Source organism: Paraburkholderia solisilvae, assembly GCF_902859875.1.
Taxonomy (GTDB): domain Bacteria; phylum Pseudomonadota; class Gammaproteobacteria; order Burkholderiales; family Burkholderiaceae; genus Paraburkholderia; species Paraburkholderia solisilvae.
The window spans coordinates 19747-39822 of record NZ_CADIKF010000062.1 but is presented as its reverse complement, the minus strand read 5'-3'; the positions used below and the strand labels follow the sequence as shown (position 1 = coordinate 39822).

The 20076-nt window shown below is 64.5% G+C and carries 21 protein-coding genes; 5 read left to right on the top strand and 16 right to left on the bottom strand.

What is annotated here, in order from left to right; all coding sequences use genetic code 11:
* Both HV675_RS27775 and HV675_RS27770 read right to left on the bottom strand, forming a co-directional pair.
* Nucleotides 1–355: LysM peptidoglycan-binding domain-containing protein (locus HV675_RS27775; protein ID WP_175114665.1), on the bottom strand; the 355-nt coding region annotated here is incomplete at its 3' end.
* A gap of 245 nt (nucleotides 356–600) precedes the next feature.
* Nucleotides 601–912 (bottom strand): cupin domain-containing protein, encoded by a 312-nt coding sequence (locus HV675_RS27770; RefSeq protein WP_175114664.1) that lies wholly within the window; start codon nucleotides 910–912, stop codon nucleotides 601–603.
* A gap of 223 nt (nucleotides 913–1135) precedes the next feature.
* Between HV675_RS27770 and HV675_RS27765 the strand changes: the two genes are divergently transcribed.
* Both HV675_RS27765 and HV675_RS27760 read left to right on the top strand, forming a co-directional pair.
* Nucleotides 1136–1456 (top strand): hypothetical protein, encoded by a 321-nt coding sequence (locus tag HV675_RS27765; protein ID WP_175114663.1) that lies wholly within the window; start codon nucleotides 1136–1138, stop codon nucleotides 1454–1456.
* 93 nt (nucleotides 1457–1549) lie between these two features.
* Nucleotides 1550–2290 (top strand): DUF2968 domain-containing protein, encoded by a 741-nt coding sequence (locus tag HV675_RS27760; protein WP_175114662.1) that lies wholly within the window; start codon nucleotides 1550–1552, stop codon nucleotides 2288–2290.
* Between the two features lie 296 nt (nucleotides 2291–2586).
* Here the strand turns inward: HV675_RS27760 and gndA are convergent, their stop codons facing one another.
* The 8 genes from gndA to HV675_RS27720 form a co-directional block, all read right to left on the bottom strand.
* Nucleotides 2587–3999, bottom strand: coding sequence for an NADP-dependent phosphogluconate dehydrogenase (gndA, locus tag HV675_RS27755; protein ID WP_175114661.1), 1413 nt, complete (start codon nucleotides 3997–3999; stop codon nucleotides 2587–2589).
* Nucleotides 4000–4167: 168 nt separating this feature from the next.
* Complete coding sequence (locus HV675_RS27750) at nucleotides 4168–4785, bottom strand: DUF938 domain-containing protein (protein ID WP_175114660.1); 618 nt, start codon at nucleotides 4783–4785, stop codon at nucleotides 4168–4170.
* A 25-nt stretch (nucleotides 4786–4810) separates the two neighbouring features.
* Complete coding sequence (locus tag HV675_RS27745) at nucleotides 4811–5416, bottom strand: pyridoxamine 5'-phosphate oxidase family protein (protein ID WP_175114669.1); 606 nt, start codon at nucleotides 5414–5416, stop codon at nucleotides 4811–4813.
* Between the two features lie 94 nt (nucleotides 5417–5510).
* Nucleotides 5511–6368 (bottom strand): NAD-dependent protein deacetylase, encoded by an 858-nt coding sequence (locus HV675_RS27740; protein ID WP_175114659.1) that lies wholly within the window; start codon nucleotides 6366–6368, stop codon nucleotides 5511–5513.
* The gene (locus HV675_RS27735; RefSeq protein ID WP_175114658.1) at nucleotides 6361–6558 is read right to left on the bottom strand and encodes an oxidoreductase-like domain-containing protein; all 198 of its coding nucleotides are present in this window, start codon (nucleotides 6556–6558) and stop codon (nucleotides 6361–6363) included. Before HV675_RS27735 ends, HV675_RS27740 begins: the two co-directional genes overlap by 8 nt.
* Before the next feature lie 179 nt (nucleotides 6559–6737).
* The gene (locus HV675_RS27730; protein ID WP_175114657.1) at nucleotides 6738–7532 is read right to left on the bottom strand and encodes an SDR family oxidoreductase; all 795 of its coding nucleotides are present in this window, start codon (nucleotides 7530–7532) and stop codon (nucleotides 6738–6740) included.
* A gap of 424 nt (nucleotides 7533–7956) precedes the next feature.
* Complete coding sequence (locus HV675_RS27725; protein WP_175114656.1) at nucleotides 7957–8208, bottom strand: GlsB/YeaQ/YmgE family stress response membrane protein; 252 nt, start codon at nucleotides 8206–8208, stop codon at nucleotides 7957–7959.
* A gap of 102 nt (nucleotides 8209–8310) precedes the next feature.
* A complete protein-coding gene (locus HV675_RS27720; RefSeq protein ID WP_175114655.1) occupies nucleotides 8311–9720 on the bottom strand; it encodes a DUF2252 domain-containing protein in 1410 nt (469 codons plus the stop codon).
* A gap of 193 nt (nucleotides 9721–9913) precedes the next feature.
* On the opposite strand from HV675_RS27720, the gene HV675_RS27715 reads away from it, so the two are divergent.
* Nucleotides 9914–10840, top strand: coding sequence for a DUF72 domain-containing protein (locus HV675_RS27715; RefSeq protein ID WP_175114654.1), 927 nt, complete (start codon nucleotides 9914–9916; stop codon nucleotides 10838–10840).
* Between the two features lie 330 nt (nucleotides 10841–11170).
* Here the strand turns inward: HV675_RS27715 and HV675_RS27710 are convergent, their stop codons facing one another.
* From HV675_RS27710 to HV675_RS27695, 4 genes are all read right to left on the bottom strand, one after another.
* Nucleotides 11171–13771: a penicillin-binding protein 1A gene (locus HV675_RS27710; RefSeq protein WP_377700612.1), complete on the bottom strand. Its 2601-nt coding sequence runs from the start codon at nucleotides 13769–13771 to the stop codon at nucleotides 11171–11173.
* A 293-nt stretch (nucleotides 13772–14064) separates the two neighbouring features.
* Nucleotides 14065–15552 (bottom strand): monocarboxylate uptake permease MctP, encoded by a 1488-nt coding sequence (gene mctP, locus HV675_RS27705; RefSeq protein ID WP_175114652.1) that lies wholly within the window; start codon nucleotides 15550–15552, stop codon nucleotides 14065–14067.
* Nucleotides 15549–15746, bottom strand: coding sequence for a DUF3311 domain-containing protein (locus HV675_RS27700; protein ID WP_175114651.1), 198 nt, complete (start codon nucleotides 15744–15746; stop codon nucleotides 15549–15551). The genes mctP and HV675_RS27700 overlap by 4 nt, the downstream gene beginning before the upstream one ends.
* A gap of 263 nt (nucleotides 15747–16009) precedes the next feature.
* The gene (locus HV675_RS27695; protein ID WP_175114650.1) at nucleotides 16010–16900 is read right to left on the bottom strand and encodes a LysR family transcriptional regulator; all 891 of its coding nucleotides are present in this window, start codon (nucleotides 16898–16900) and stop codon (nucleotides 16010–16012) included.
* Nucleotides 16901–17069: 169 nt separating this feature from the next.
* Here HV675_RS27695 and HV675_RS27690 point away from each other — a divergent pair, with 169 nt between their 5' ends.
* Complete coding sequence (locus tag HV675_RS27690) at nucleotides 17070–17795, top strand: pirin family protein (protein WP_175114649.1); 726 nt, start codon at nucleotides 17070–17072, stop codon at nucleotides 17793–17795.
* Between the two features lie 51 nt (nucleotides 17796–17846).
* Nucleotides 17847–18257 (top strand): DoxX family protein, encoded by a 411-nt coding sequence (locus HV675_RS27685; protein WP_175114648.1) that lies wholly within the window; start codon nucleotides 17847–17849, stop codon nucleotides 18255–18257.
* 134 nt (nucleotides 18258–18391) lie between these two features.
* Here the strand turns inward: HV675_RS27685 and HV675_RS27680 are convergent, their stop codons facing one another.
* Together HV675_RS27680 and HV675_RS27675 are read right to left on the bottom strand one after the other, a co-directional pair.
* Nucleotides 18392–18559, bottom strand: a complete 168-nt coding sequence (locus HV675_RS27680) for a hypothetical protein (protein WP_175114647.1) — start codon at nucleotides 18557–18559, stop codon at nucleotides 18392–18394.
* A 213-nt stretch (nucleotides 18560–18772) separates the two neighbouring features.
* The gene (locus HV675_RS27675; protein ID WP_175114646.1) at nucleotides 18773–19936 is read right to left on the bottom strand and encodes a porin; all 1164 of its coding nucleotides are present in this window, start codon (nucleotides 19934–19936) and stop codon (nucleotides 18773–18775) included.
* Nucleotides 19937–20076 lie beyond the last annotated feature (140 nt).

Here is a 20076-nt window from a genome sequence, read left to right as displayed (position 1 = left end):
CGCCGGGCGCAGGCAACGCGGCGGCCCCGCCCGGTGCAAGCGACGGCGGCGCAACGCGCAGCACCTGCCCGGTCGCCACCGACGCACCGGGCATCAAACCATTCCAGCTCGCGATATCTTGCGGGCGCTGACCGAACGCGCCCGCGATGCTTTGCAGCGTGTCGCCGGGGTTCACACGATAGAAGCCGGCCGGCACGCCGTTCGATGCGGCGCCGCCCGCCGTGCGCGCGCCTATTGTGGTCGGCGGCGGGGGCGTGTTGTCCCACGGCGGCGTGAATGAGCATGCGGCGAGCATCGTCGCAACCGAAAGGTAAATCCAGGCTTGAGTATGTGCGGTGTGCCACTTATCGGTCATCTTGCGATCCTCGACGCGGGCCGAATGAATGTTGTTAAACCATTATGCCGTTGCTTCACGGCCGCCGTCACGCGCGGCGGCGCACGAACTCCGCGAACTTCGGGCGGGTCTTCACGCGTGCGTCGCGGGTATCTGTAGCACGGCGAGTGCCTGCATCGAGCACGCTTCGCGAACGCTCCTATGCTCGCGCAACCATTCACACGCACATCGTTCGCATTGCAGATCGATTGCCGGGCTCGATACCGTTATACGCTGCCGGCCGATTCAACGACCAGAATGCGCGCTTCGCCGAGCGGGTGCGCGACATGCTCAGTTCCGGGCGATGCATAAAACACGTCTCCGGTTTCGAGGACCGTCGAATGCTCGACACCGCTTTCGCGGTAACGCATCTCGACGCGCCCGTCGAGCACCGCAAACACTTCTTCGCCGTCGTTGATATGCCACCTGTATGGCTGATCGGTCCAGTGCAGACGCGTCGCGATACCGCGCATGTTCGCGATATCGAGCGCGCCCCACGGACGTTCGGCGGTAAAACGGCGGCTCCGAATGATTTTCATCGCGGCTTGAGCAGGCAGATGAGCGGGCAAACGAACAGGCGGCGAACTGACAATGAAAGCGGGCAGTCGAGGTCATTATAGGGCCGCAAGAACGTTGTCCGACCGTGCTGTCCGGATTCGTGCGACCATTGCTTCCACCCGCTGCTCGCCTATACTGGATCAACCTGCCGCCATGCACAGCGGGGCCGCGAGCCGCGATGTCCTGTCCATGAGGAGTTCGAGCATGAACAAAGCCCTGTTTCTGGCCGTGCAGCTCAGCGTTGACGACGTTGCGTCGTCGCACAGTCTGGTCGAACTGTTGAACACGCACCTGGTGTTCGCAGCCGATGTAGCCGAAGCCGCGGATGCGCTCGTGCAGCTCGCGAGCGTCGCGCGCCTCGCGAGCGGCGTCGAAGCAACGGTCGAGATTCCAGCGCTGGCTATCGAACGTCTGCGCGATGCGCTCGATACGTTGAGCGGCTACGACGAATCATGGCTCTTCGCGCTCGAGCCGAGCCGTGCGCTATTCGACGAAATTACGCGCCCGCAGCGCACGCTGCATTAGCCGCCCACGCCGTCATGATCATCGGGGAAGGTCTACATATGTGGCGGCAATAGAAAGATAGTTAGCTATCCGCATGAAACTGGAGGAGCTGCCGTGAAGACTCTTTTGAACCGGCGCCGTACGCTCACCACCGATGGCATCGCGCATCTGGTGCGCGTCGATCGGGACAGGTCCGCTCCGCTCGCCGCAATCGCCGACGGACCCTCGCGGGAAGCGGCGCCCGCGCCGCCCGAGCCTCCCGTCGAACGCGCGGTACGCCCGGTTACCACACTGCATCCGATGCCCGCGATGCCATCGCAGCAGAACGGCCGCGTCGCGCACTTCGCAGACCCGGCCGACATCGAATGGATGGTCGAAGAAGGCGCGCTTACGCCGTTCCGCGTGTTTCGCGCGTTCGACTATTCGGTGAGTTTGCTGTTTCATGCGAAGGAACTGAAGTACTACGTCGCGCTGTATCAGGACGGTTCGCCGTGGCGTGCGCTCAAAGCGAACGATCTCGATTCGGCACAAGGCATCTTCCACCAGTTCGAACTGCAAGCGATGCGTCTGGCCGACGGACAAACCCGCCGCGCGCAACTCGAGGCACAGAACGAGCAACTGACGAAGATGATCGCGCAATCGGAAGCGCAGGTTGAACAGTTGCGCAAGGCGTTGCAACGATCGGCCACGCACGAACAGGCGGTGACGAGCCGCCAGCATCAGACGCGTCGCGAAGTGGCGCAACTGGAAGCGCAGCGTGTCGCCGCGCAGGCGCAACTGAACAAGGTGCACCGGCAGATCCATCAACTCGACCTTGCCGCGCACGACGGCGTGCCGCATTTGACGAACCGCTAGCGCACGCTGGCGCGACCGGCGCCGGCCACACCGCACCGCATCGCGCCGCAGCGCATCGCGACGCCATGCCGGGATTCGGAACAGGCGTCAGGAGTCGGAGCACATCTTCCCGTACGTTTTGCGATGCAACAACCGCGCAGGAGAAAGCGCAAAAAAAAGCGGTGCCGAATGGCACCGCCGCTTCTGCTTACTGCTTAGCCCGATCGTCGGCGAGATACGACGGCGCGCTTCGCTTTCACGCGCAACCTGCCGCCGGCCGCCGGCGGGAAAACCCGCAACGCGCCCACTCGGGCCGCTTAAGCCCAGTTCGCGTGGAAACTCCCCGGCTTGTCGACCCGCTCGAACGTATGCGCGCCGAAGAAATCGCGCTGCGCCTGCACCAGATTCGCCGGCAGCCGCGCGGAGCGATAACCGTCGAAGTACGCGATAGCCGATGCGAACGTCGGCACCGGTACGCCCGCGGAAACCGCCGCAATCACCACATCGCGCAGCGCGCCCTGGTAATGGGCGGCGATATCGCGAAAGTACGGATCGAGCAGCAGGTTAGCCAACGCCTTGTCCTTCGTATACGCGTCGGTGATCTTCTGCAGGAAACGCGCACGGATAATGCAGCCGGCACGGAAAATTTTCGCGATCGTGCCGTAGTCGAGATTCCACTTGTACTCTTCGGATGCGGCGCGCAATTGCGCGAAGCCTTGCGCGTACGAAATCACCTTGCTGAAGTACAACGCGCGGCGGACCGCTTCGATAAAGGCGTTGCGATCGCCGCTGAACGGCTTCGCCGCCGGCCCCTCGAGCACCTTGCTCGCGGCGACGCGCTGATCCTTCAGCGACGACAGCACGCGCGCGAACACCGACTCCGTAATGAGCGGCAGCGGCACGCCGAGGTCCAGCGCATTCTGGCTCGTCCACTTGCCGGTGCCTTTTTGCGCGGCGCGATCGAGAATGATATCGACGAGGTCCTTGCCGGTTTCGTCGTCTTTCTTGCTGAAGATCTTCGACGTGATCTCCATCAGATAACTATCGAGCTCGCCCTTGTTCCACTCGGTGTAAACGCCGCCCAGCTCCTCATTCGAGAGGCCGAGCACCTGTTTGAGCACCGCGTAGCTTTCGGCAATCAATTGCATATCGCCGTATTCGATGCCGTTGTGCACCATTTTCACGAAATGCCCGGCGCCGTCCGGCCCCATGTATGCGACGCACGGCTCGCCGTCGTCCGGCGCCTTTGCGGCGATTTCGGTGAGGATCGGCGCAACCAGGTCATACGCGTCGCGCTGGCCGCCCGGCATGATCGACGGGCCTTTCAGCGCGCCTTCCTCGCCACCCGACACGCCCGTGCCGATGAAATGCAGCCCCGCTTTCGCGAGTTCCTGATTGCGGCGAATCGTGTCGGTGAAATGGGTGTTGCCGCCGTCGATCAGAATGTCGCCTTTTTCCAGCAGCGGTTGGAGCGCGGCGATGGTCGCGTCGGTCGGCGCGCCGGCCTTGACCATCAGCAGAATGCGGCGCGGCTTTTCGAGCGACGCGACGAATTCTTCCATCGTGAAAGCCGGCACCAGTTTGCGATCGGGAAACTCGGCGATCAGTTCGTCGGTTTTCTCGCGCGTCCGGTTGAACACGGAAACCGCGTGACCGCGGCTTTCGATGTTGAGCGCCAGATTGCGGCCCATGACCGCCAGCCCCACTACGCCGATTGCCTGTTTGCCCATGTGAGTTCTCCAGATTTCCGGGTGACTGATGCCGCCTGAACCCGCTTTGCGGTAGGCCCGCGCGGCGTCAAGGATGAAAGAATAAAAGAAATGGCGACGCGATGCTCGAATTACCGCTGCCGGCAGCGGCGACGCAGCCTGCACGATGCATGAGACTCACGGCTGCCATCAGCGTTTCCGGAACACGAGGCTGAAATTGTTCGCCGGCATCGGAATCGGCTCGTCGCAGGCGAAGCCCGCCGCATCGGCAAGCTGCACGACCGCTTCCATGTCGCGCACGCCCCAGGCGGGATTGCGGTCGCGCAAATTCTGGTCGAACGCTTCGTTGCTCGGCGCCGTATGCACACCGCCGCGCCGGTACGGCCCATACAGATACAGCACCGCGCCGCTGCCCAGCACGCGCGCGGCGCCGTCGATCAGCGCCTCGGTGGCCGCCCACGGCGAGATATGAATCATGTTGATGCACACCATCGCGTGCGCGACGTCGACGCCCCATGGCTGGCGGGTCACGTCGAGATCGAGCGGCGGGCGGATATTCGTCAGACCGGCATCCGCGGTCCACGCGACGATCGACGCACGCGCGCCGGCATCGGTATCGCTCGGCTGCCAGACGAGGCCGGGAAACGCGGCGGCAAAGTGAAGCGCATGCTGGCCGCTGCCGCTCGCGATTTCGAGCACGGTGCCGCTTGGCGGCAGCACCTGCCGCAGCACAGCGAGGATCGCATCGCGATTGCGCTCCGCCGATGGCGAATGCTCGCGTGCGTCGGGGTTCGAATGAGTCGTCATAAGGGTGTCGTGGCCGGTGGTCAGGTCAATAGAGGCTCGTGCGCATTCTTTCCGCGAGGTCGCGTTCGTAGGCCTCCACGTCGAACGACGGGCCGTTCAGGCGCCCGTGCATCTGGCCCGCACTCGGCAAGCGAGAACGCTCGACATGATGCGACGGATCCCACAGTTTCGAACGGGCGAATGCCTTCGAGCAGTGGTAATACACCGCGTCGATATCGACAAACAGCACCGTGCGGGGCCGCTTGCCTTCGACCGCGAAACTGTCGAGCAGCGCGCGGTCCGCGCTGATGCGGCCGCGGCCGTTGACGCGCAGCGTCTCGCCGACGCCGGGCACGATAAACAGCAGCCCGATATACGGATTCGCAATGATATTGCGCAGGCTGTCGATGCGGTTGTTGCCGACGCGATCCGGAATCGCGAGCGTGCGTTCGTCGACGATTCGCACGAAGCCCGGCGCATCGCCGCGCGGCGAACAGTCGAGCCCTTGCGGGCCGCTCGTCGCGAGCACGACAAGCGGCGCGTGCTCGATAAACGCGCGATAGTCTTCGTTGACGTAGGTGATTTCCTTGCGCACCGAGCGTTCATGCGGCGTGCCGTAAAGGGCTTCGAGCGCTTCGATCGTCGTCAGCATCGACATGATGGTTCTCCCGTACTTGCGGTGCCTGCGAAGCGCGCGGCGTCTGCGGCGAGGCGGCCGCGCGACGCTGCGCATGCCGTGCCGCGCATCAATCGGTCGCGAGGCGCGCGGCAAGCGCGGTCAACGTATCGGCGCACGGTGATGTGATTTTAAGCGACAGCAACGGGTCGGCACGAGTCACGCCAAGATTGATCGCGGCAATCGGTTTGCCGCGCTGCTGCGCCCATACGCAAAAGCGATAACCCGAATAGACCATCAACGACGAACCGACCACGAGCATCGCATCCGCCGCGTCAAGCGCGCGGGCCGCGCTATCGACGCGTTCGCGCGGCACGCTCTCGCCGAAGAACACGACCGACGGTTTCAGCAGGCCGCCGCAATGCGTGCACGCCGGCACGCGAAAGGTGTCCAGCGCATGCAATTCGAGATGGGCATCGCCGTCCGCCGCGGGTTCCGCCTCCGCTTCCAGCAGCGCGGGGTTCTCCGCCTCGAGCACGCGCTGAACCGATGCGCGCGTATGCTGCGCACCGCAATCGAGACACGTCACCGCGCCGATGCTGCCGTGCAATTCGATCACGTTCGCACTGCCCGCGCGCTGATGCAGGCCGTCGACATTCTGCGTGACGAGCGCCGTAACATGGTCGGCTGCCTCGAGCCGCGCGAGCGCGCGGTGCGCCGCATTCGGCTGCGCCTCGCCGACGACCGGCCAGCCGATCATGCTGCGCGCCCAATAGCGGCGCCGCGACGCATCCGCGCCGAGAAACTCCTGCAGCGTGATTGGCGGCGACCGCTTCCAGTGCCCATTTTCGTCACGATAGCCAGGAATGCCGGAATCGGTGCTGATGCCCGCGCCGGTCAACACGAACAGGCGCGGATGACGCACGACGAAGTCATGCAGCGCATCCAGCGTTGCCGGTTCGATCAGCGGGGCGGAGAGTTCAGTCATCGAGTATGCCGTGCCGCGCTTTCCACTCGGCCAGCGCGGCGTGATAGCGTTCCAGCGCCGCATTGTACAGATCGAACACGCACGGGTCGCAACCGCTGCGGCAGCAGTCGTCCGGGGCGGGGCGTGCAGGCGGCGCGGGCGGCGGATCGTCCCGCGCCGCGGAATCGTCGTCGCGTCGGGTCTTGCGCACGTCGGCTTGCGATAGGAAAGCGGATGAAGCAATCAGTATACGGGGATCGTGCAAAGGCCGTGCGCGACGGCACGGCCGCTGCGCGCGGTGATCCGCGCTGGGCGCAGCGCCGGCGTCTTCTGCAGCGACCGCGCCTCAGGCGCGATCAGCAGGAAAAGCATCGGCCGCACCGGGCTGCATCAACCGCGTCCGACGAATGGCATCTTGCTCGCCATGATCGTCATGAATTGCACATTCGCCGAAAGCGGCAGGTCCGCCATATGCAATACCGCGTCCGCCACATGCTCGACGTCCATCAGCGGCTCGGCCGCAATCTGCCCGTTTGCCTGCGGCACACCGTTTGCCATACGCGCCGCCATCTCGGTCATCGCATTGCCGATGTCGATCTGGCCGCACACGATGTCGTAAGGACGGCCGTCGAGCGACACGGATTTCGTGAGCCCGGTGATCGCGTGCTTGGTCGCCGTGTACGCGATGCTGTACGGCCGCGGCGCATGCGCGGAGATCGAGCCGTTGTTGATGATGCGTCCGCCGCGCGGCGTCTGTGCTTTCATCATCGCGAATGCGGCGCGCGTGCAGAGGAACACGCCGGTCAGATTCGTATCGACCACCGCCTGCCAGTCTTCGAGCGCGAGCGCGTCGATTTCGACCGGCGGCGCGCCGCGCCCCGCATTGTTGAACAGCACGTCGAGGCGGCCGTAACGCAGGCGAATCGCATCGAATAGCGTCGCGACGCTGGCCGCGTCCGCTACGTCGCAAGCGTGCGCGAATGCGTCGAAACCGCTCGCGAGCGCTTCGGCGGCCAACTCGTCGAGCGGCTGTTGCCGGCGGCCCGTCAGCACTACGCTGTAGCCGTGCACGAACAGCTTGCGCGCGGTTGCACGGCCGATGCCGCTGCCGGCGCCGGTCACCAGCGCGACCTTGCCGACCGACGTGTGCCGGGTTCCTCGCGCATCCTGTGCGTCCAAAGCCATTTGCGCTTCGCGGACATCGTCCGCGCTATGTTCAGCCACTGTGCCCTCCCTGGATTGAGCACGCGATGCATGCCGGTCGCGCAATATCGGGCGCGCGCCGCGGGCGCACCCACTCGCCGCGACGCGCGCGGGTCACGCCCAACGCATTGCGAAAGCCGGCGCCCCCGGCACGTGCGGTGGTTGCGTTGCGTGTCGGGCCGGGAGCACCACCCAGGCTGCATGATGACCGAATCGCACGCGGCCCGCAGTTTCGCGGGCAACGATGCATAAGCGGCACATCGAGGACGCATAGTCACGGCGCACCCACCGGCGCACCAATCGGCACACCCACCGACGCACCAGCGCCGCAGCAGCGATGCGGCGCTGCGCGACGGCAGCGCGAAGCTGCCGCACGTGCAGCCCGCATCACGTGCGGCGTTGGCGGCTACATCCGCTTGCGAATGAAGCCGTAGATCACGAGCAGCACGATCGCGCCGATCACCGATGCGATCCATCCCGCGGCCTGTCCCGGCTCGTACCAGCCCGCCGCGCGCCCGACGTAGCCGGCGATCAGCGAGCCCGCGATGCCGAGCACGATCGTCATGATGATGCCCATTTTGTCGTCGCCGGGTTTGATCGCGCGCGCGATCAGGCCGACCACCAAACCAACGATCAACGTACCGATAAATGCAAGCATATGCCCCTCCCTCGTCAGTGATGCCACGTACTGTGGCCAAATGGCACAGTGTGCCGTGAAACTGCGGGTTCGCGTCTCAATAACGAGAAACGACATTCGGAACTACACGCGGAAATCGGCAGCCATATCGTCGTCGGTGCGCGCTTCGAGCGCGCCGCTGCGGCAAGCTTTCAGAAACACATCGTAGTCGCGCTCGACCTGATCTGCATAAGCGGATGCGTAGTCCGCCAGCGCCTCGGCGAACTGATCGTTGCGGCCGATATACGCGGCGATTTCGATTGCCCGGCCGCTTGCCTTCGCATGCGCGCGCGCCAGCGCCCAGCCGCAGACGCGCGCATAGCCGGCAAGCAGCTCGGCGTCGACCAGTTCGATGTTCGGCGACAGCTTCATATCGAGCAATTGCCGCACATACAGCGGGCGTCCGCCCGGCCCGGTCGCCCAGCCGAGGAACATATCGCTCGCCGCCTGCAGCATCTGCTGCCCGCGCACGACGCGCTCGCCTTCATGACGCGGCTCCTTCGACTTGAAATAGCGCGCGACGACCGAAGGCCGCGCCTCCTTCAGTTGCAGGAACAACGGCTTGCCGGCCGGATCGGTTGCGAGCAGCACGAGGCAGCGCGTGCCGACACTGCCGACGCCCACCACCTTGAACGCGAGATCCTGCATCCTGAACTGGTCGAGCAGTTCGCGCCGGTCGGGCGGCAAAGTCTGCAGATAATCGGCATAGACACCGTCGATCAGCTTATGCCAGTCGCCGATACGGAACCAGTCGTCTTCGGGCGAGAAGAGCGTGTTCGCACCGTGCAGATGAAAGAGACCGGGCGGCATGTCGCGCATCACATAGCGGTCGTCGACGCGTTCGGCGATTTTCTCGAGCATGCTTTCGTGCGTGCGGCCGGCCGCCTTCTCCATGCCGCGCCGGATGCGGCGGCGGCCTTCGGGCGTCAAGGCCGCGTCGATCATGCGGTCGAACGTGATGCGCTCGTACCATAGTTCGAGCGTGCCGCACTGCGCGTATTGCGCGATCCGGTCGCGATACTGCAGCACCGCGGACATGGCCGCCTCGTGCGCGGCGGCGCGGCTGAAACGCAATTGCCGCGCGGTCACCGCGAAACTCGCCACGAGCCGCTTCAGGTCCCATTCGAACGGGCCGTGCGCGGCTTCGTCGAAATCGTTGACGTCGAACACGAGCTGCCGCTCGGGCGTCGCGAAACCGCCGAAATTCAGCAGGTGGCAATCGCCGCAGATCGGCAGCACGAGCTGCGTGTGCGGTACGTGGCCCAGATCGTGCGCCTGCAGAAGCGCGCTGCCGCGAAAGAAGGCGAGCGGCGACGCCGCCATGCGGCCGTAGCGCAACGGGATCAGCCGCTTGATACGGCCTTCGCTGCTATGCCGAAGCAGATCGAGCGGGTCGCGGCGGATTTCGCCGACTGCGCGGTGGCTCGAACGTTTCGAATGCTCGCGCGCGGCCCGGCCGGCGGCTTCCCGCTCCGCGATGGTGCTGCCCTTCATGCGCTTCTCCGTTCTTGTTAATTGTCGTGCAGCGGATAGCCATTGAAATAGCCTGTCAGCGCTCGAATTCTAGCAACAATCGTTGCGGGACCAGCGTTGGCTACCCATCGCTGTGCACGTGCCGCCCCACCCGCGCTCACACGCTGTGCAGTACGATGCAATAGCGATAACCGGACGAATGGAGCAGTGCAGCATGTCGATCGAAGTCGGTACCGCGTCATGGACGGACGCCACGCTGATCAAGTCCGGCCGTTTCTACCCGAAGGGCTGCACGAGCGCCGAGGCGCGGTTGCGTTTCTATGCAGACCATTTCCCGATGGTCGAAGTGGACGCGTCGTACTATGCGATGCCGGCCGCGGCCAATAGCGCGTTGTGGGTGCAACGCACGCCGCCGGGCTTCACGTTCAACATGAAGGCGTTCCGCCTGTTCACCGGGCATCAGACGGAAGCGCGCTTCTTTCCGCCGGATATCCAGCAGGCGCTGCCGCAGACCGGCAAAAAGAATCTCTACTACCGCGATATCCCGCCCGACATCATTGACGAACTGTGGCGGCGCTTTTTTGAAGCGCTCGAACCGCTGCGCGCGGCGGGCAAGCTCGGCGCCGTGCTGTTCCAGTTTGCACCATGGCTCACGACCGCGCCGCGCGACAAGGCGCACGTCGCGCATTGCGCGGACCGCATGACGCCGTGGCTGACCGCGTTCGAGTTTCGCAACGCGAGCTGGTTCGACGAGCGGCACCGCGCGTCGACGCTCGCGTTCGAGCGCGAGCGGGGACTCGTGCACGTCGTGATGGATGCGCCGGATGTGACGACGCGTGCGCATACGGTGTGGGACGTCACGTCGCCGCGCCTCGCGATTGTGCGCCTGCATGGCCGCAATGCCGACACGTGGTCCGGCAGCACGGCGGCATCCGGGCGTTTCAACTACGACTACAGCGATGAAGAACTCGAACAGCTGACCATACCGATTCGCGAAATCGCGCGGCGGGTCGACCGCACGGATGTCGTGTTCAACAATTGCTTCGAAGATTCAGCTCAACGCAATGGGCTGACGATGATGCGTCTGCTCGGCCAGCGCGATGCAGGGTTCGAGGCTGGGGCTGGATTCGAGCTCGAGTGAACGGACCGGGTTCGAGAGTCTCGCCGGCGCGGTTGAAAACCGCGGGTGGCGGGCTCGCGGGCAATGATCGTGACGCTGTATTTCGGCGCGCTATGGCGGCATGCTACTGCGGCCCCCGCTGCGGTGCGCTGCTGCGACTTGCGCTACTGCAGCCCACCACTGCGATGCGCTCCTGCGACCCGGCTACCGCGGCCCACCGCTGCGGCGCGCTCCTGCGGTCTACTGCTGCAGCCCACCGCTGCGGTGCGCTACTACAACCCGCTACTGCAGCCCCTCGCTGCGGCACGCGCCTGCGGCCGGCCCATCACCGCGCCGCGCTACCGCAGCGCACTACCGCGATCCGTTGCGCGATGCGCCGCTCGACGCACCCGACGGCGACGGCAAAGGCGCAGCCGAACCCGCACCGGTCCCGTTCATCTGCTGATTGATCCACTGATCAAGCGACGACTGCCCGCCTGCCGCTCCGCCCACTCCCGACGCGGACGCCGGCGCCGAAGCAGGCAAGCTCCCCGCCGCGGCCGCGCCGCCAGCGGACGCCGCACCCTGCGCCGAACTCGCCCCGCCGGGCGGCGACAACAATGGCGGCATCGAAGCGCCGTGAGGCGGCGTAACGATCTGCGGCGGCTCGACATCGCGCGCTTCGGCGGAAGACGCGCCAGGCGCAGCCGCAGCGGCCACGGTAGGCGCAGCCGGTGCGGCAGGTGCACGGCGCGGCGCGCGCGGTGCTTCTTTCTGCGGCGCGGACTTGTCCGCCGTGCCGCCAAACAGATGGCCCCACCACCCAGCGAACGTCGCGCGCAGCGCGTCAAACACGCCGGTCTGTTTCTCTTCGACGAACTTCGCGCGCGGATCGACGAGCCGCGAGCGCAGCGCGCGCTGGAAAAAATCGCCGACGATCGGCAACGCGCTGTGCGCGCCTTGCCCCCAATAGTCGCTGCGCAGCGTGATGCGGCTGTCGTTGAAACCGACCCACGCGCCCGCGACCAGTTGCGGATGCATCAAGATGAACCAGCCGTCCGCGTCGTCCTGCGTCGTGCCGGTCTTGCCGGCGACATCGCCGCGAATTCCGAAGCGCGTGCGAATGGCCGATCCGGTGCCGCGGTCGACCACGTCGCGCATTACGTCGAGCAGCGTCTGCGCGGCGGCGGGCGGCAGCGTTTGCTCGGCGCGCGCGGGACGGAATTGCGCAAGCACATTGCCCGTGCGATCTTCGATCTGCGTGACAAACATCGGCGGAATATACGCGCCGCGATCGGCGATCGTGCTGTACGCGGACACCATTTCCTTCAACGTCACCGGGCTCGTGCCGAGCGCGAGCGACGGCACCGCATCGAGCCGGCTGTCGCGCACGCCCATCGCGTAGGCGAGCCGCGCGACCTTCGACGGGCCCACCTGCTCCATCAACTGAGCGGTGATCCGGTTCTTCGAATACGCGAGCGCGTCGCGCAGCGTGACCGGCCGGCCGCTCGGCGGCGTATCGTCGGTCGGCTTCCAGATCTCGCCGCCCGCAAGCGTGATTTCGACCGGCTGATCGACGAACGTATCGTCCGGCTTCGCGCCGTTTTCGAACGCCGCACCGTAGACGAACGGCTTGAATGTCGAACCCGGCTGGCGCCGCGCCTGCTGCACATGGTCGTACTGATCGTCGCTGAAATCGCGGCTGCCGACCCAAGCCTTGATCTCGCCGTTGCGCGGATCGATCGCGACGAACGCGGCTTGCACACGCGTCTTGTCGTCGCATAGCGCCTGCATCAGCGAGCGATCCGATTCGACCTGTTTCAGCGCCCCATCGTCGGCGAGCCCCGACTGTTTCGCAGCCTGATATTGCGGCGTTTCGCGCACGAATGCGTTGAACACGTCCTTGTGCGCGGCGCATGCATTACGTGTGCCCCACACCGAATTCGCGATCGATTGCAACTGATTGCCTTGCCACGCGAGCGCCTGAGTCGCCATCGTCTGCAGACGCGAATCGATCGTCGTGCGTACGACCAGGCCGTCCGAGTAGATGTTGTAGTCGTGCGCGTCGGCCCACGCGATCAGCCACTTGCGCAACTGCTGCGCGAAATGCGGCGCCGGGCCCGGCGGTTCGGTCTGGCGCTCGAAATCGACGCCAAGCGGCCGGCGCTGCAGCGCCTGATACGCCGCGGGCGTGAGCCGCTGATACTTCACCATCTGCGCGAGCACGATATTGCGGCGCTGCAGTGCCCGGTCGGGATTGATCACCGGGTTGTAATAGCTATTGCCCTTCAGCATGCCGATCAGCGTCGCGCTTTCGATGACCGTCAGGTCGTGCGCCGATTTGTCGAAGTACGTGCGCGCGGCCATCTCGATCCCGTACGCGTTGTACAGGAACGGCACCGTATTCAGATACGTTTCGAGTATTTCGCTCTTCGTATAGACCGCTTCGATCTTGAACGCGGTGATCGCCTCCTTGATCTTGCGCGTGAGCGTCGGCGCGCGGCCGATTTCGTCCGGATACAGATTGCGCGCGAGCTGCTGCGTGATGGTCGAGCCGCCCTGGCGGTCGCCGGAAAACGTATGCAGCGCGGCGGACGCGGTGCGTTTCCAGTCGATGCCGTGATGCTCGTAGAAGCGATGGTCTTCGGTCGAAATCAGCGCGTCGATCACGTGTGGCGAAATATCGGACAGCTTGACCCACTCGCGGTTCGACGGCTTGAAGGTCGCGAGCAGCTTGCCGTCCGCGGACAGCACCTGGGCCGGCTGTTCGACTTTCGCCTTGCGGATATCGCCGATGCCCGGCGTGAACGGGATCAGCAGCAGCACGTACAGCACGATCAGCGCGGGCACGGCGGCGATCGTCCATGCGATGCCGCGCCGCGTCGGATGGCGCACGCGCTCCAACGCGCGGGACGCGTAGGGCTTGAGGAAGGCGCCCGTCGTCGCGACGACATGGCGGACGAACGGCGCGATAGATCGTTTCACGCGGGCTTACCGTCGGCGGAAAAGGCTGCATCGTACCAAACCGCGGACGTCAAAACGCCAGCAGCCGACTTCATGAAGTGCCCCGGCCGGGAGTTGGACATCGATCCAACTTCTTTGAAGAGCACTTCATGAAGGCGGCTGCTGTTCAAACGTGCATTTCAGGCGTGCTTCACGAACCTGCTCCACAGACCTGCTTCATAGACCAGCTTCACAGACCAGCTTCACAAACGCGCATCAACGCGCCGGCTGAGCGGAATCAGCCGGCGCGCAGCGACGTGCGCTTACGCGCTCGCGCCAAGCGCGGCGCGCCTCGGCGTCAGCACCGATACGACAAACGTCACGACGATATTCGCCGCCAGCGCGATCAGGCCGATATAAAGCGGCCAGCTCGCGTCGCCGACATGCAGCGTGAACACCGGTTTGAGTCCCTGCTCGATCGCGAGGCCCGTGCCGATCACAATGCCCACCAGCCAGCCGAGGAACAGTCCCGGCGTATTCAGGCGCCGCGTGTACAGCGAGAAGACGATGGCCGGGAAGATCTGCAGAATCCACACGCCGCCGAGCAGTTGCAGGTCGATCGCGTACTGGGTCGGCAGAAACACGATGAACAGCAGCGCGCCGAACTTCACGACCAGCGAAACGAACTTCGCGGTCGACGCTTCCTGCGCCGGCGCCATATTCGGCGAAACCAGCGGACGCCACAGGTTGCGCGTGAACAGGTTCGCGGCGCCGATCGACATGATCGCGGCCGGCACCAGCGCGCTGATCGCAATCGCGGCCGCGGCGAAGCCGACGAACCACGACGGGAACAGCGTGCCGAACAGGGTCGGCACGACGTCGGAGGCGGACTTCACGTGGATGCCCGCAGCAATCGCCATATAGCCGAGCAGCGCGATCAGGCCGAGCAGCAGCGTGTACGCGGGCAGGAAAATCGCGTTCTTGCGCACCGTCTGCGGCGACGACGACGACAGCACCGCGGTCATCGTATGCGGATACATGAACGCCGCGAGCGCCGAGCCGAGCGCGAGCGACGCATACGCGGTGAACTGCGTCGGCTTCAGGATGATGCCGGTCGCGCCGCCCTTCGCCTTGAAGTACTGGTCGGCCGCGTCGAACACGTGCGCGTAGCCGCCGAGCTTCACCGGAATCAGCCACACCGCCGCGATCACGACGATGTAGATCATGATGTCCTTGACGAACGCGATCATCGCCGGCGCGCGCAGGCCGCTCGTGTACGTGTACAGCGCGAGGATCACGAACGCGATGACGAGCGGCAGTTCGCCGGACACGCCGAGGCCCTTGATCACCACCTGCATGCCGACCAGTTGCAGCGCGATATACGGCATCGTCGCGACGATGCCGGTCACCGCGACCGCCGCCGGGAACCACTTGCCGCCGTACTCGCCGTGCACGTAGTCCGCCGCGGTGATGTGATTCTTCGCGTGCGCGATTTTCCACAGCTTCGGCATCACCGCGAACACGAACGGATACACGATGATGGTGTACGGCAGTGCGAAGAAGCCGTATGCGCCGACCGAATAGACCAGCGCCGGCACCGCGATCACCGTGTACGCGGTATAGAAGTCGCCGCCGACGAGGAACCACGAAATGATCGTGCCGAACTGGCGGCCGCCGAGACCCCATTCATGCAGTTGCGTGAGATCGCCCCGCTTCCAGCGCGCAGCGAGAAAGCCGACCACCGTGACGAGCAGGAAAAAGGCGACGAAGACGGTCATGGCGACCGGATTGACAGGATTCAGATCGCTCATCGGATACCTCGATACACGACGTAGATCAGCAACGACGTGAGCGGAACCCACAGGAACTGATACCAGTAAAAGAACGGAAATCCGGCGAATGATGGACGCGTGTCGTTATAGAACGGCAACCACAACAACGCGATATAGGGGATCAGCAAAATAAGCCAGCGCCAGGAGCAGCCGGCCCGATCTGTTGGTTCCACGATTGTCCCTCTTGATTTGTATAGGAAAAACGCATATTCCCCGCGTCGGCGGCATGGCGTGCGCCGTGCCGTTCGGTCGTCCCCCGCGCAAAGGTACGCGCATTATCCGGGAATTCGTCGCTGTGTGGCTATAGCATTTGGGAAAGCGAGGCGTCGGCGAAAACGAGGGCTTGTCGCGATGCACGATGCGCAGCGGCTCATGCAGCGCGTGTTTGCCCGGCCGAGCGCGGGCCGCGCGCGCCCTCGCCGCATGCGACCGGCCGTCAGGCAGCCAGCGCAGTCGCAAACTGCTCGCGCAGGAACTGCGTGAACGCGCGTATCGTCACCGAGCTTTGCCGGTGTTGCGGATAGACCGCATGAAGCGTGATCGGCGGCGCCGCGAACGATTCGAGCAACGCGACGAGCTGCCCGCTCGCCAGCGCACCGGCGACGATAAATTCCGGCAACAGCGCGACGCCGATGCCGGCAATCGCCGCGTCGCGAATCACTTCTCCGTTGTTTGCCCGCAGCGGCCCGTGCACTTCGATCTGGCGCACGGCCCCGTCGATATCGAACGCCCAGCCGGTGCGCGCTTCCTCGCCGTAGAGCAGGCACGGATGACCCGCGAGTTCCGCGGGCGTCATCGGGAGCCGCCGGGTGCTGCGATACACGGGGCTGCAGCACGCGATCATGCGGAATTCCGCGAGCTTCTGTGCGATCAGCGTCGAATCGGCCAGCGTGCCGATGCGCAACGCCATGTCGTACTCCTCGCCGACCACATCGACCACGCGGTCGCTCAGTTCGATGTCGATGCGCACTTCCGGGTTCGAGCTCAGAAACGCGCCGACGAGCGGCGACAGATGCACCACGCCGAACGACAGCGGCGCGCTCACGCGCAGCAGCCCGCGCGGATGCGCGCGCTGCGACGACATCGCCTGCTCCGCGTCGGCCACGTCGGCGAGGATGCGGCTCGCCCGCTCGTAGAACTCGTAGCCGAGGTCGGTGACCGCGAGCTTGCGCGTGTTGCGCACCAGCAGGCGCACGCCGAGGCTCGCTTCGAGCGCCATCACGCGGCGGCTGACGAACTGCTTCGACAGCTGCAGGCGGTCCGCCGCGGCCGTGAAATTGCGCGCGTCGACTGTCGTGACAAAGATCTTTAAATCATCGAGTTGCATCGCGGCCGCCGCTCCATGTCCGGGTTTTATTGTCAACTCATTGACAACTCAAACAGGACAGTCAATCCCGTTTCAGCACGATTATAGCCTCATGAATTGACCTAAAATTCGATCAACGCGTCAGGGCAACGACGCCCAAGTCGAAGTGGACCTTCTCACGGAGATCAACATGATTGAAATCAGACATGCCAACGAACGCGGCCGCGCCGAGCACGGCTGGCTCAGCTCGCGTCATACGTTTTCGTTCGCGAATTACTACGACCCGCAGCAAATCGGCTTCTCCGACCTGCTCGTGATCAACGACGACCGCGTCGCGCCGGGCCGCGGTTTCGGCAAGCATCCGCACCGCGACATGGAAATCTTTTCGTACGTGCTGGAAGGCGCGCTCGAACACAAGGACTCGATGGGCACCGGCTCGGTGATCGTGCCGGGCGACGTGCAACTGATGAGCGCCGGGACCGGCGTCGCGCACAGCGAGTACAACCATTCGGCGAACGAGCCGGTGCACTTTCTGCAGATCTGGATCGCACCGTCGGTGAAAAACGCGACGCCGCGTTATCTGCAGCAGCACTTCGGCGCGGAAGAAAAGCGCGGCAAGCTGCGGCTCGTGCTGTCGCCGGAAGGCGCCGACGGATCGCTGGAACTGCGTCAGGACACGCGCGTCTATGCGGGCCTTTTCAACGGCGCGGAACAGGCAAGCGTCGAGCTCGACGCCAACCGGTACGCCTACGTGCATGTCGCACGCGGTGCGGTGACGGTGAACGGCGTACGGCTCGTCGAAGGCGACGGCGCGCGGATTCGCGGCGAACGCGCGCTGAGCTTCAGCGAAGGCGACGACGCGGAAGTACTCGTGTTCGATCTGCGCGACAACGAAGTATCGGAACTGTGGTCGTGAGCGACGGCGCCGCGATCCTGAACAACTGGCTCTTATAAAAAGGAAAGAATCATGCAAACCCTGATCGACCAACGCCGCGATGCCATCCTGCTCGTCGCTCGCGTACTGATGATGGTGCTGTTCGTGGTGTTCGGCTGGAGCAAGCTGACGGGCTTTTCCGCCGCCGAGGCGTATATGGCCACGACCGGCGCGCCGGTTCCCGCGGTGGCGGCAACCATCGCTGTCGTGATGGAACTGGGGGTCGGCATCGCGCTTGCCGTCGGCGTGTTCACGCGGCCGCTCGCGTTGTTGCTTGCGCTCTATACGCTCGGCACCGCGCTGATCGGCCACCACTTCTGGACGCAGACCGGCATGGAGCAGTATGTGAACATGATCAACTTCTACAAGAACATCAGCATCATCGGCGGGTTGCTGTTGCTGGTCGTGACGGGACCGGGGCGCTACTCGATCGACCGGCACTGAAAAGCGCGGGATGCAGCGTGCGACGCAGCACGTCGCATGCGGCAAATGAAACGGGGCGGCTCATGGAGCCGCCCCGTCGTTTTTATCGCCAGGTCGCGCGCGTCGCTGCGCCGGGCCGCGCGATGATGCCAACCTTATCCGACGAGCGCGTAAAACCCGCCGAGCCGGTCGATCCAGATCACGTCCTGCGCCTCTTCGAGCAGCCGCCATTCATCGTCGGTGACCATCACCTCGGTTTCGTCGCCGAGCTCGAAAAATTCCTCGTCTTCTTCGGTGAACTGCTGAATCTTGATCGTTCGCATCGCGCACCTCGCACTTGACCGGATTGAGCCGTTTTGAGCCGCTTTGATTCACCTGATGCGACATTCTACCGGCATCGCGCGCACGCCAATGAGCGCACGTCGCGCCCATGAAAAAGCGGGCGGACCGCCCGTGAAGGCAGCCCGCCCGCTTCGTCAGCCCGCGGCGAACCATCCGGTCCGCCGAGTGGCGTCGAACCTTGCTTTAGGCGTTGCTTAGAACTTGTGGCGCAAACCGAGGTTGACCATCGTCTGCGACGCGGTGCCTGCGTAGCCGTACGAACCGATCGACGCTTGTGCCGGCATCAGGCCGCCGGCGCCATCGCCGGTGTCGCCGGTTGCGTGCTGGTAAGCGGCGGTCATGTACACGTCCGTGCGCTTGGACAGCGAATAGTCCGCGCCGATCGACACCTGATGGTAAGTCGCCGAAGAATCGCCGGTCGACTTCGTGTAGCTATAGCCGACGCCCAGCAACATGGCCGGCGTGGCCTGCCAGTTGAGGAAGCCCTGGCCCGTGTTGTACTTCTCGTTCTCGCCGAACACCGATGCATCGTCGCGGCGATATTGCGCGTTGCTATACGCCGCGCCGAACGTAAACGTACCGAACACGTATTGACCTGCCACACGTGCGATCGCGAGCGAGTGCGCCGTCGCGTAGCCGGCGTTGATCGGGCCGTCGAACGTGCCGTCCGACGTGCTCAGGAACCCATCGCGGTCGGCGGCCGTTGCCTGGCTGTTCGCTGCGTAGAAGTAGCCGGCTGCCAACGACAGCGGGCCGGTGTTGTACGCGGCTGCCACGGCATACGACTGCTCCGAGCCGGTCGAGCCGGCGACGCCGCCGAACGCGTACATCGTTTCGAACTGGAAGCCCGACCAGACCGGCGATGCGTACTTGACCGCGTTGTTCACGCGGAAGCTGTTGTCGTAGTTATCGACGTCGCCCGCGGTTGCGAACGCGCTGCCGAAGTAGTTGTCTTCCGTAATGCCTTGTACGAGGTCGATCAGCGGGTCGTACTGGCGGCCGAGCGTGACCGCGCCGAACTGCGTGCTCGTCACGCCGACATACGCCTGGCGGCCGAACAGACGGCTGCCCTGGCCCAACTGGCCGGTCGACGGATTGAAGCCGTTTTCCAACTGGAAGATCGCCGCGAGACCGCCGCCCAGATCTTCGCTGCCCTTGACGCCAAAGCGCGTACCCGACAGGTTGCCGGCGCTGGAGTTGCCAAGCGCCCACAGGTTCGAGCTGCCTTGTGCGCGGTTCACGTAAGTGATCGACGTATCGATCGTACCGTAGAGGGTGACGCTGGTTTGCGCGTGCGCAGCGCCGGCGGCTCCTAGCATCGCCAGCGAGATGACCGAGAGGGAGGTCGTGCGTTTCATTATTGCTCCTTGCGCTTGTAGTTAAGTGGACGCGAAGCGGAGACTACTCGTGCAAAGAATTAATGTAAAAAATGGCAAAAAGACGCGTCTCGAATGCGCGACACGTGCGAATCGAGCACTATTCCTCAATCGGCAATACA

Excerpts from the sequence above, each read along its gene's own strand:
- HV675_RS27770 (WP_175114664.1), bottom strand. The coding sequence starts at position 912 with ATGAAAATCATTCGGAGCCGCCGTTTTACCGCCGAACGTCCGTGGGGC.
- HV675_RS27765 (WP_175114663.1), top strand. The coding sequence starts at position 1,136 with ATGAACAAAGCCCTGTTTCTGGCCGTGCAGCTCAGCGTTGACGACGTT.
- gndA (WP_175114661.1), bottom strand. The coding sequence starts at position 3,999 with ATGGGCAAACAGGCAATCGGCGTAGTGGGGCTGGCGGTCATGGGCCGC.
- HV675_RS27750 (WP_175114660.1), bottom strand. The coding sequence starts at position 4,785 with ATGACGACTCATTCGAACCCCGACGCACGCGAGCATTCGCCATCGGCG.
- HV675_RS27745 (WP_175114669.1), bottom strand. The coding sequence starts at position 5,416 with ATGCTGACGACGATCGAAGCGCTCGAAGCCCTTTACGGCACGCCGCAT.
- HV675_RS27740 (WP_175114659.1), bottom strand. The coding sequence starts at position 6,368 with ATGACTGAACTCTCCGCCCCGCTGATCGAACCGGCAACGCTGGATGCG.
- HV675_RS27730 (WP_175114657.1), bottom strand. The coding sequence starts at position 7,532 with ATGGCTTTGGACGCACAGGATGCGCGAGGAACCCGGCACACGTCGGTC.
- HV675_RS27725 (WP_175114656.1), bottom strand. The coding sequence starts at position 8,208 with ATGCTTGCATTTATCGGTACGTTGATCGTTGGTTTGGTGGTCGGCCTG.
- HV675_RS27720 (WP_175114655.1), bottom strand. The coding sequence starts at position 9,720 with ATGAAGGGCAGCACCATCGCGGAGCGGGAAGCCGCCGGCCGGGCCGCG.
- HV675_RS27715 (WP_175114654.1), top strand. The coding sequence starts at position 9,914 with ATGTCGATCGAAGTCGGTACCGCGTCATGGACGGACGCCACGCTGATC.
- mctP (WP_175114652.1), bottom strand. The coding sequence starts at position 15,552 with ATGAGCGATCTGAATCCTGTCAATCCGGTCGCCATGACCGTCTTCGTC.
- HV675_RS27695 (WP_175114650.1), bottom strand. The coding sequence starts at position 16,900 with ATGCAACTCGATGATTTAAAGATCTTTGTCACGACAGTCGACGCGCGC.
- HV675_RS27690 (WP_175114649.1), top strand. The coding sequence starts at position 17,070 with ATGATTGAAATCAGACATGCCAACGAACGCGGCCGCGCCGAGCACGGC.
- HV675_RS27685 (WP_175114648.1), top strand. The coding sequence starts at position 17,847 with ATGCAAACCCTGATCGACCAACGCCGCGATGCCATCCTGCTCGTCGCT.
- HV675_RS27680 (WP_175114647.1), bottom strand. The coding sequence starts at position 18,559 with ATGCGAACGATCAAGATTCAGCAGTTCACCGAAGAAGACGAGGAATTT.
- HV675_RS27675 (WP_175114646.1), bottom strand. The coding sequence starts at position 19,936 with ATGAAACGCACGACCTCCCTCTCGGTCATCTCGCTGGCGATGCTAGGA.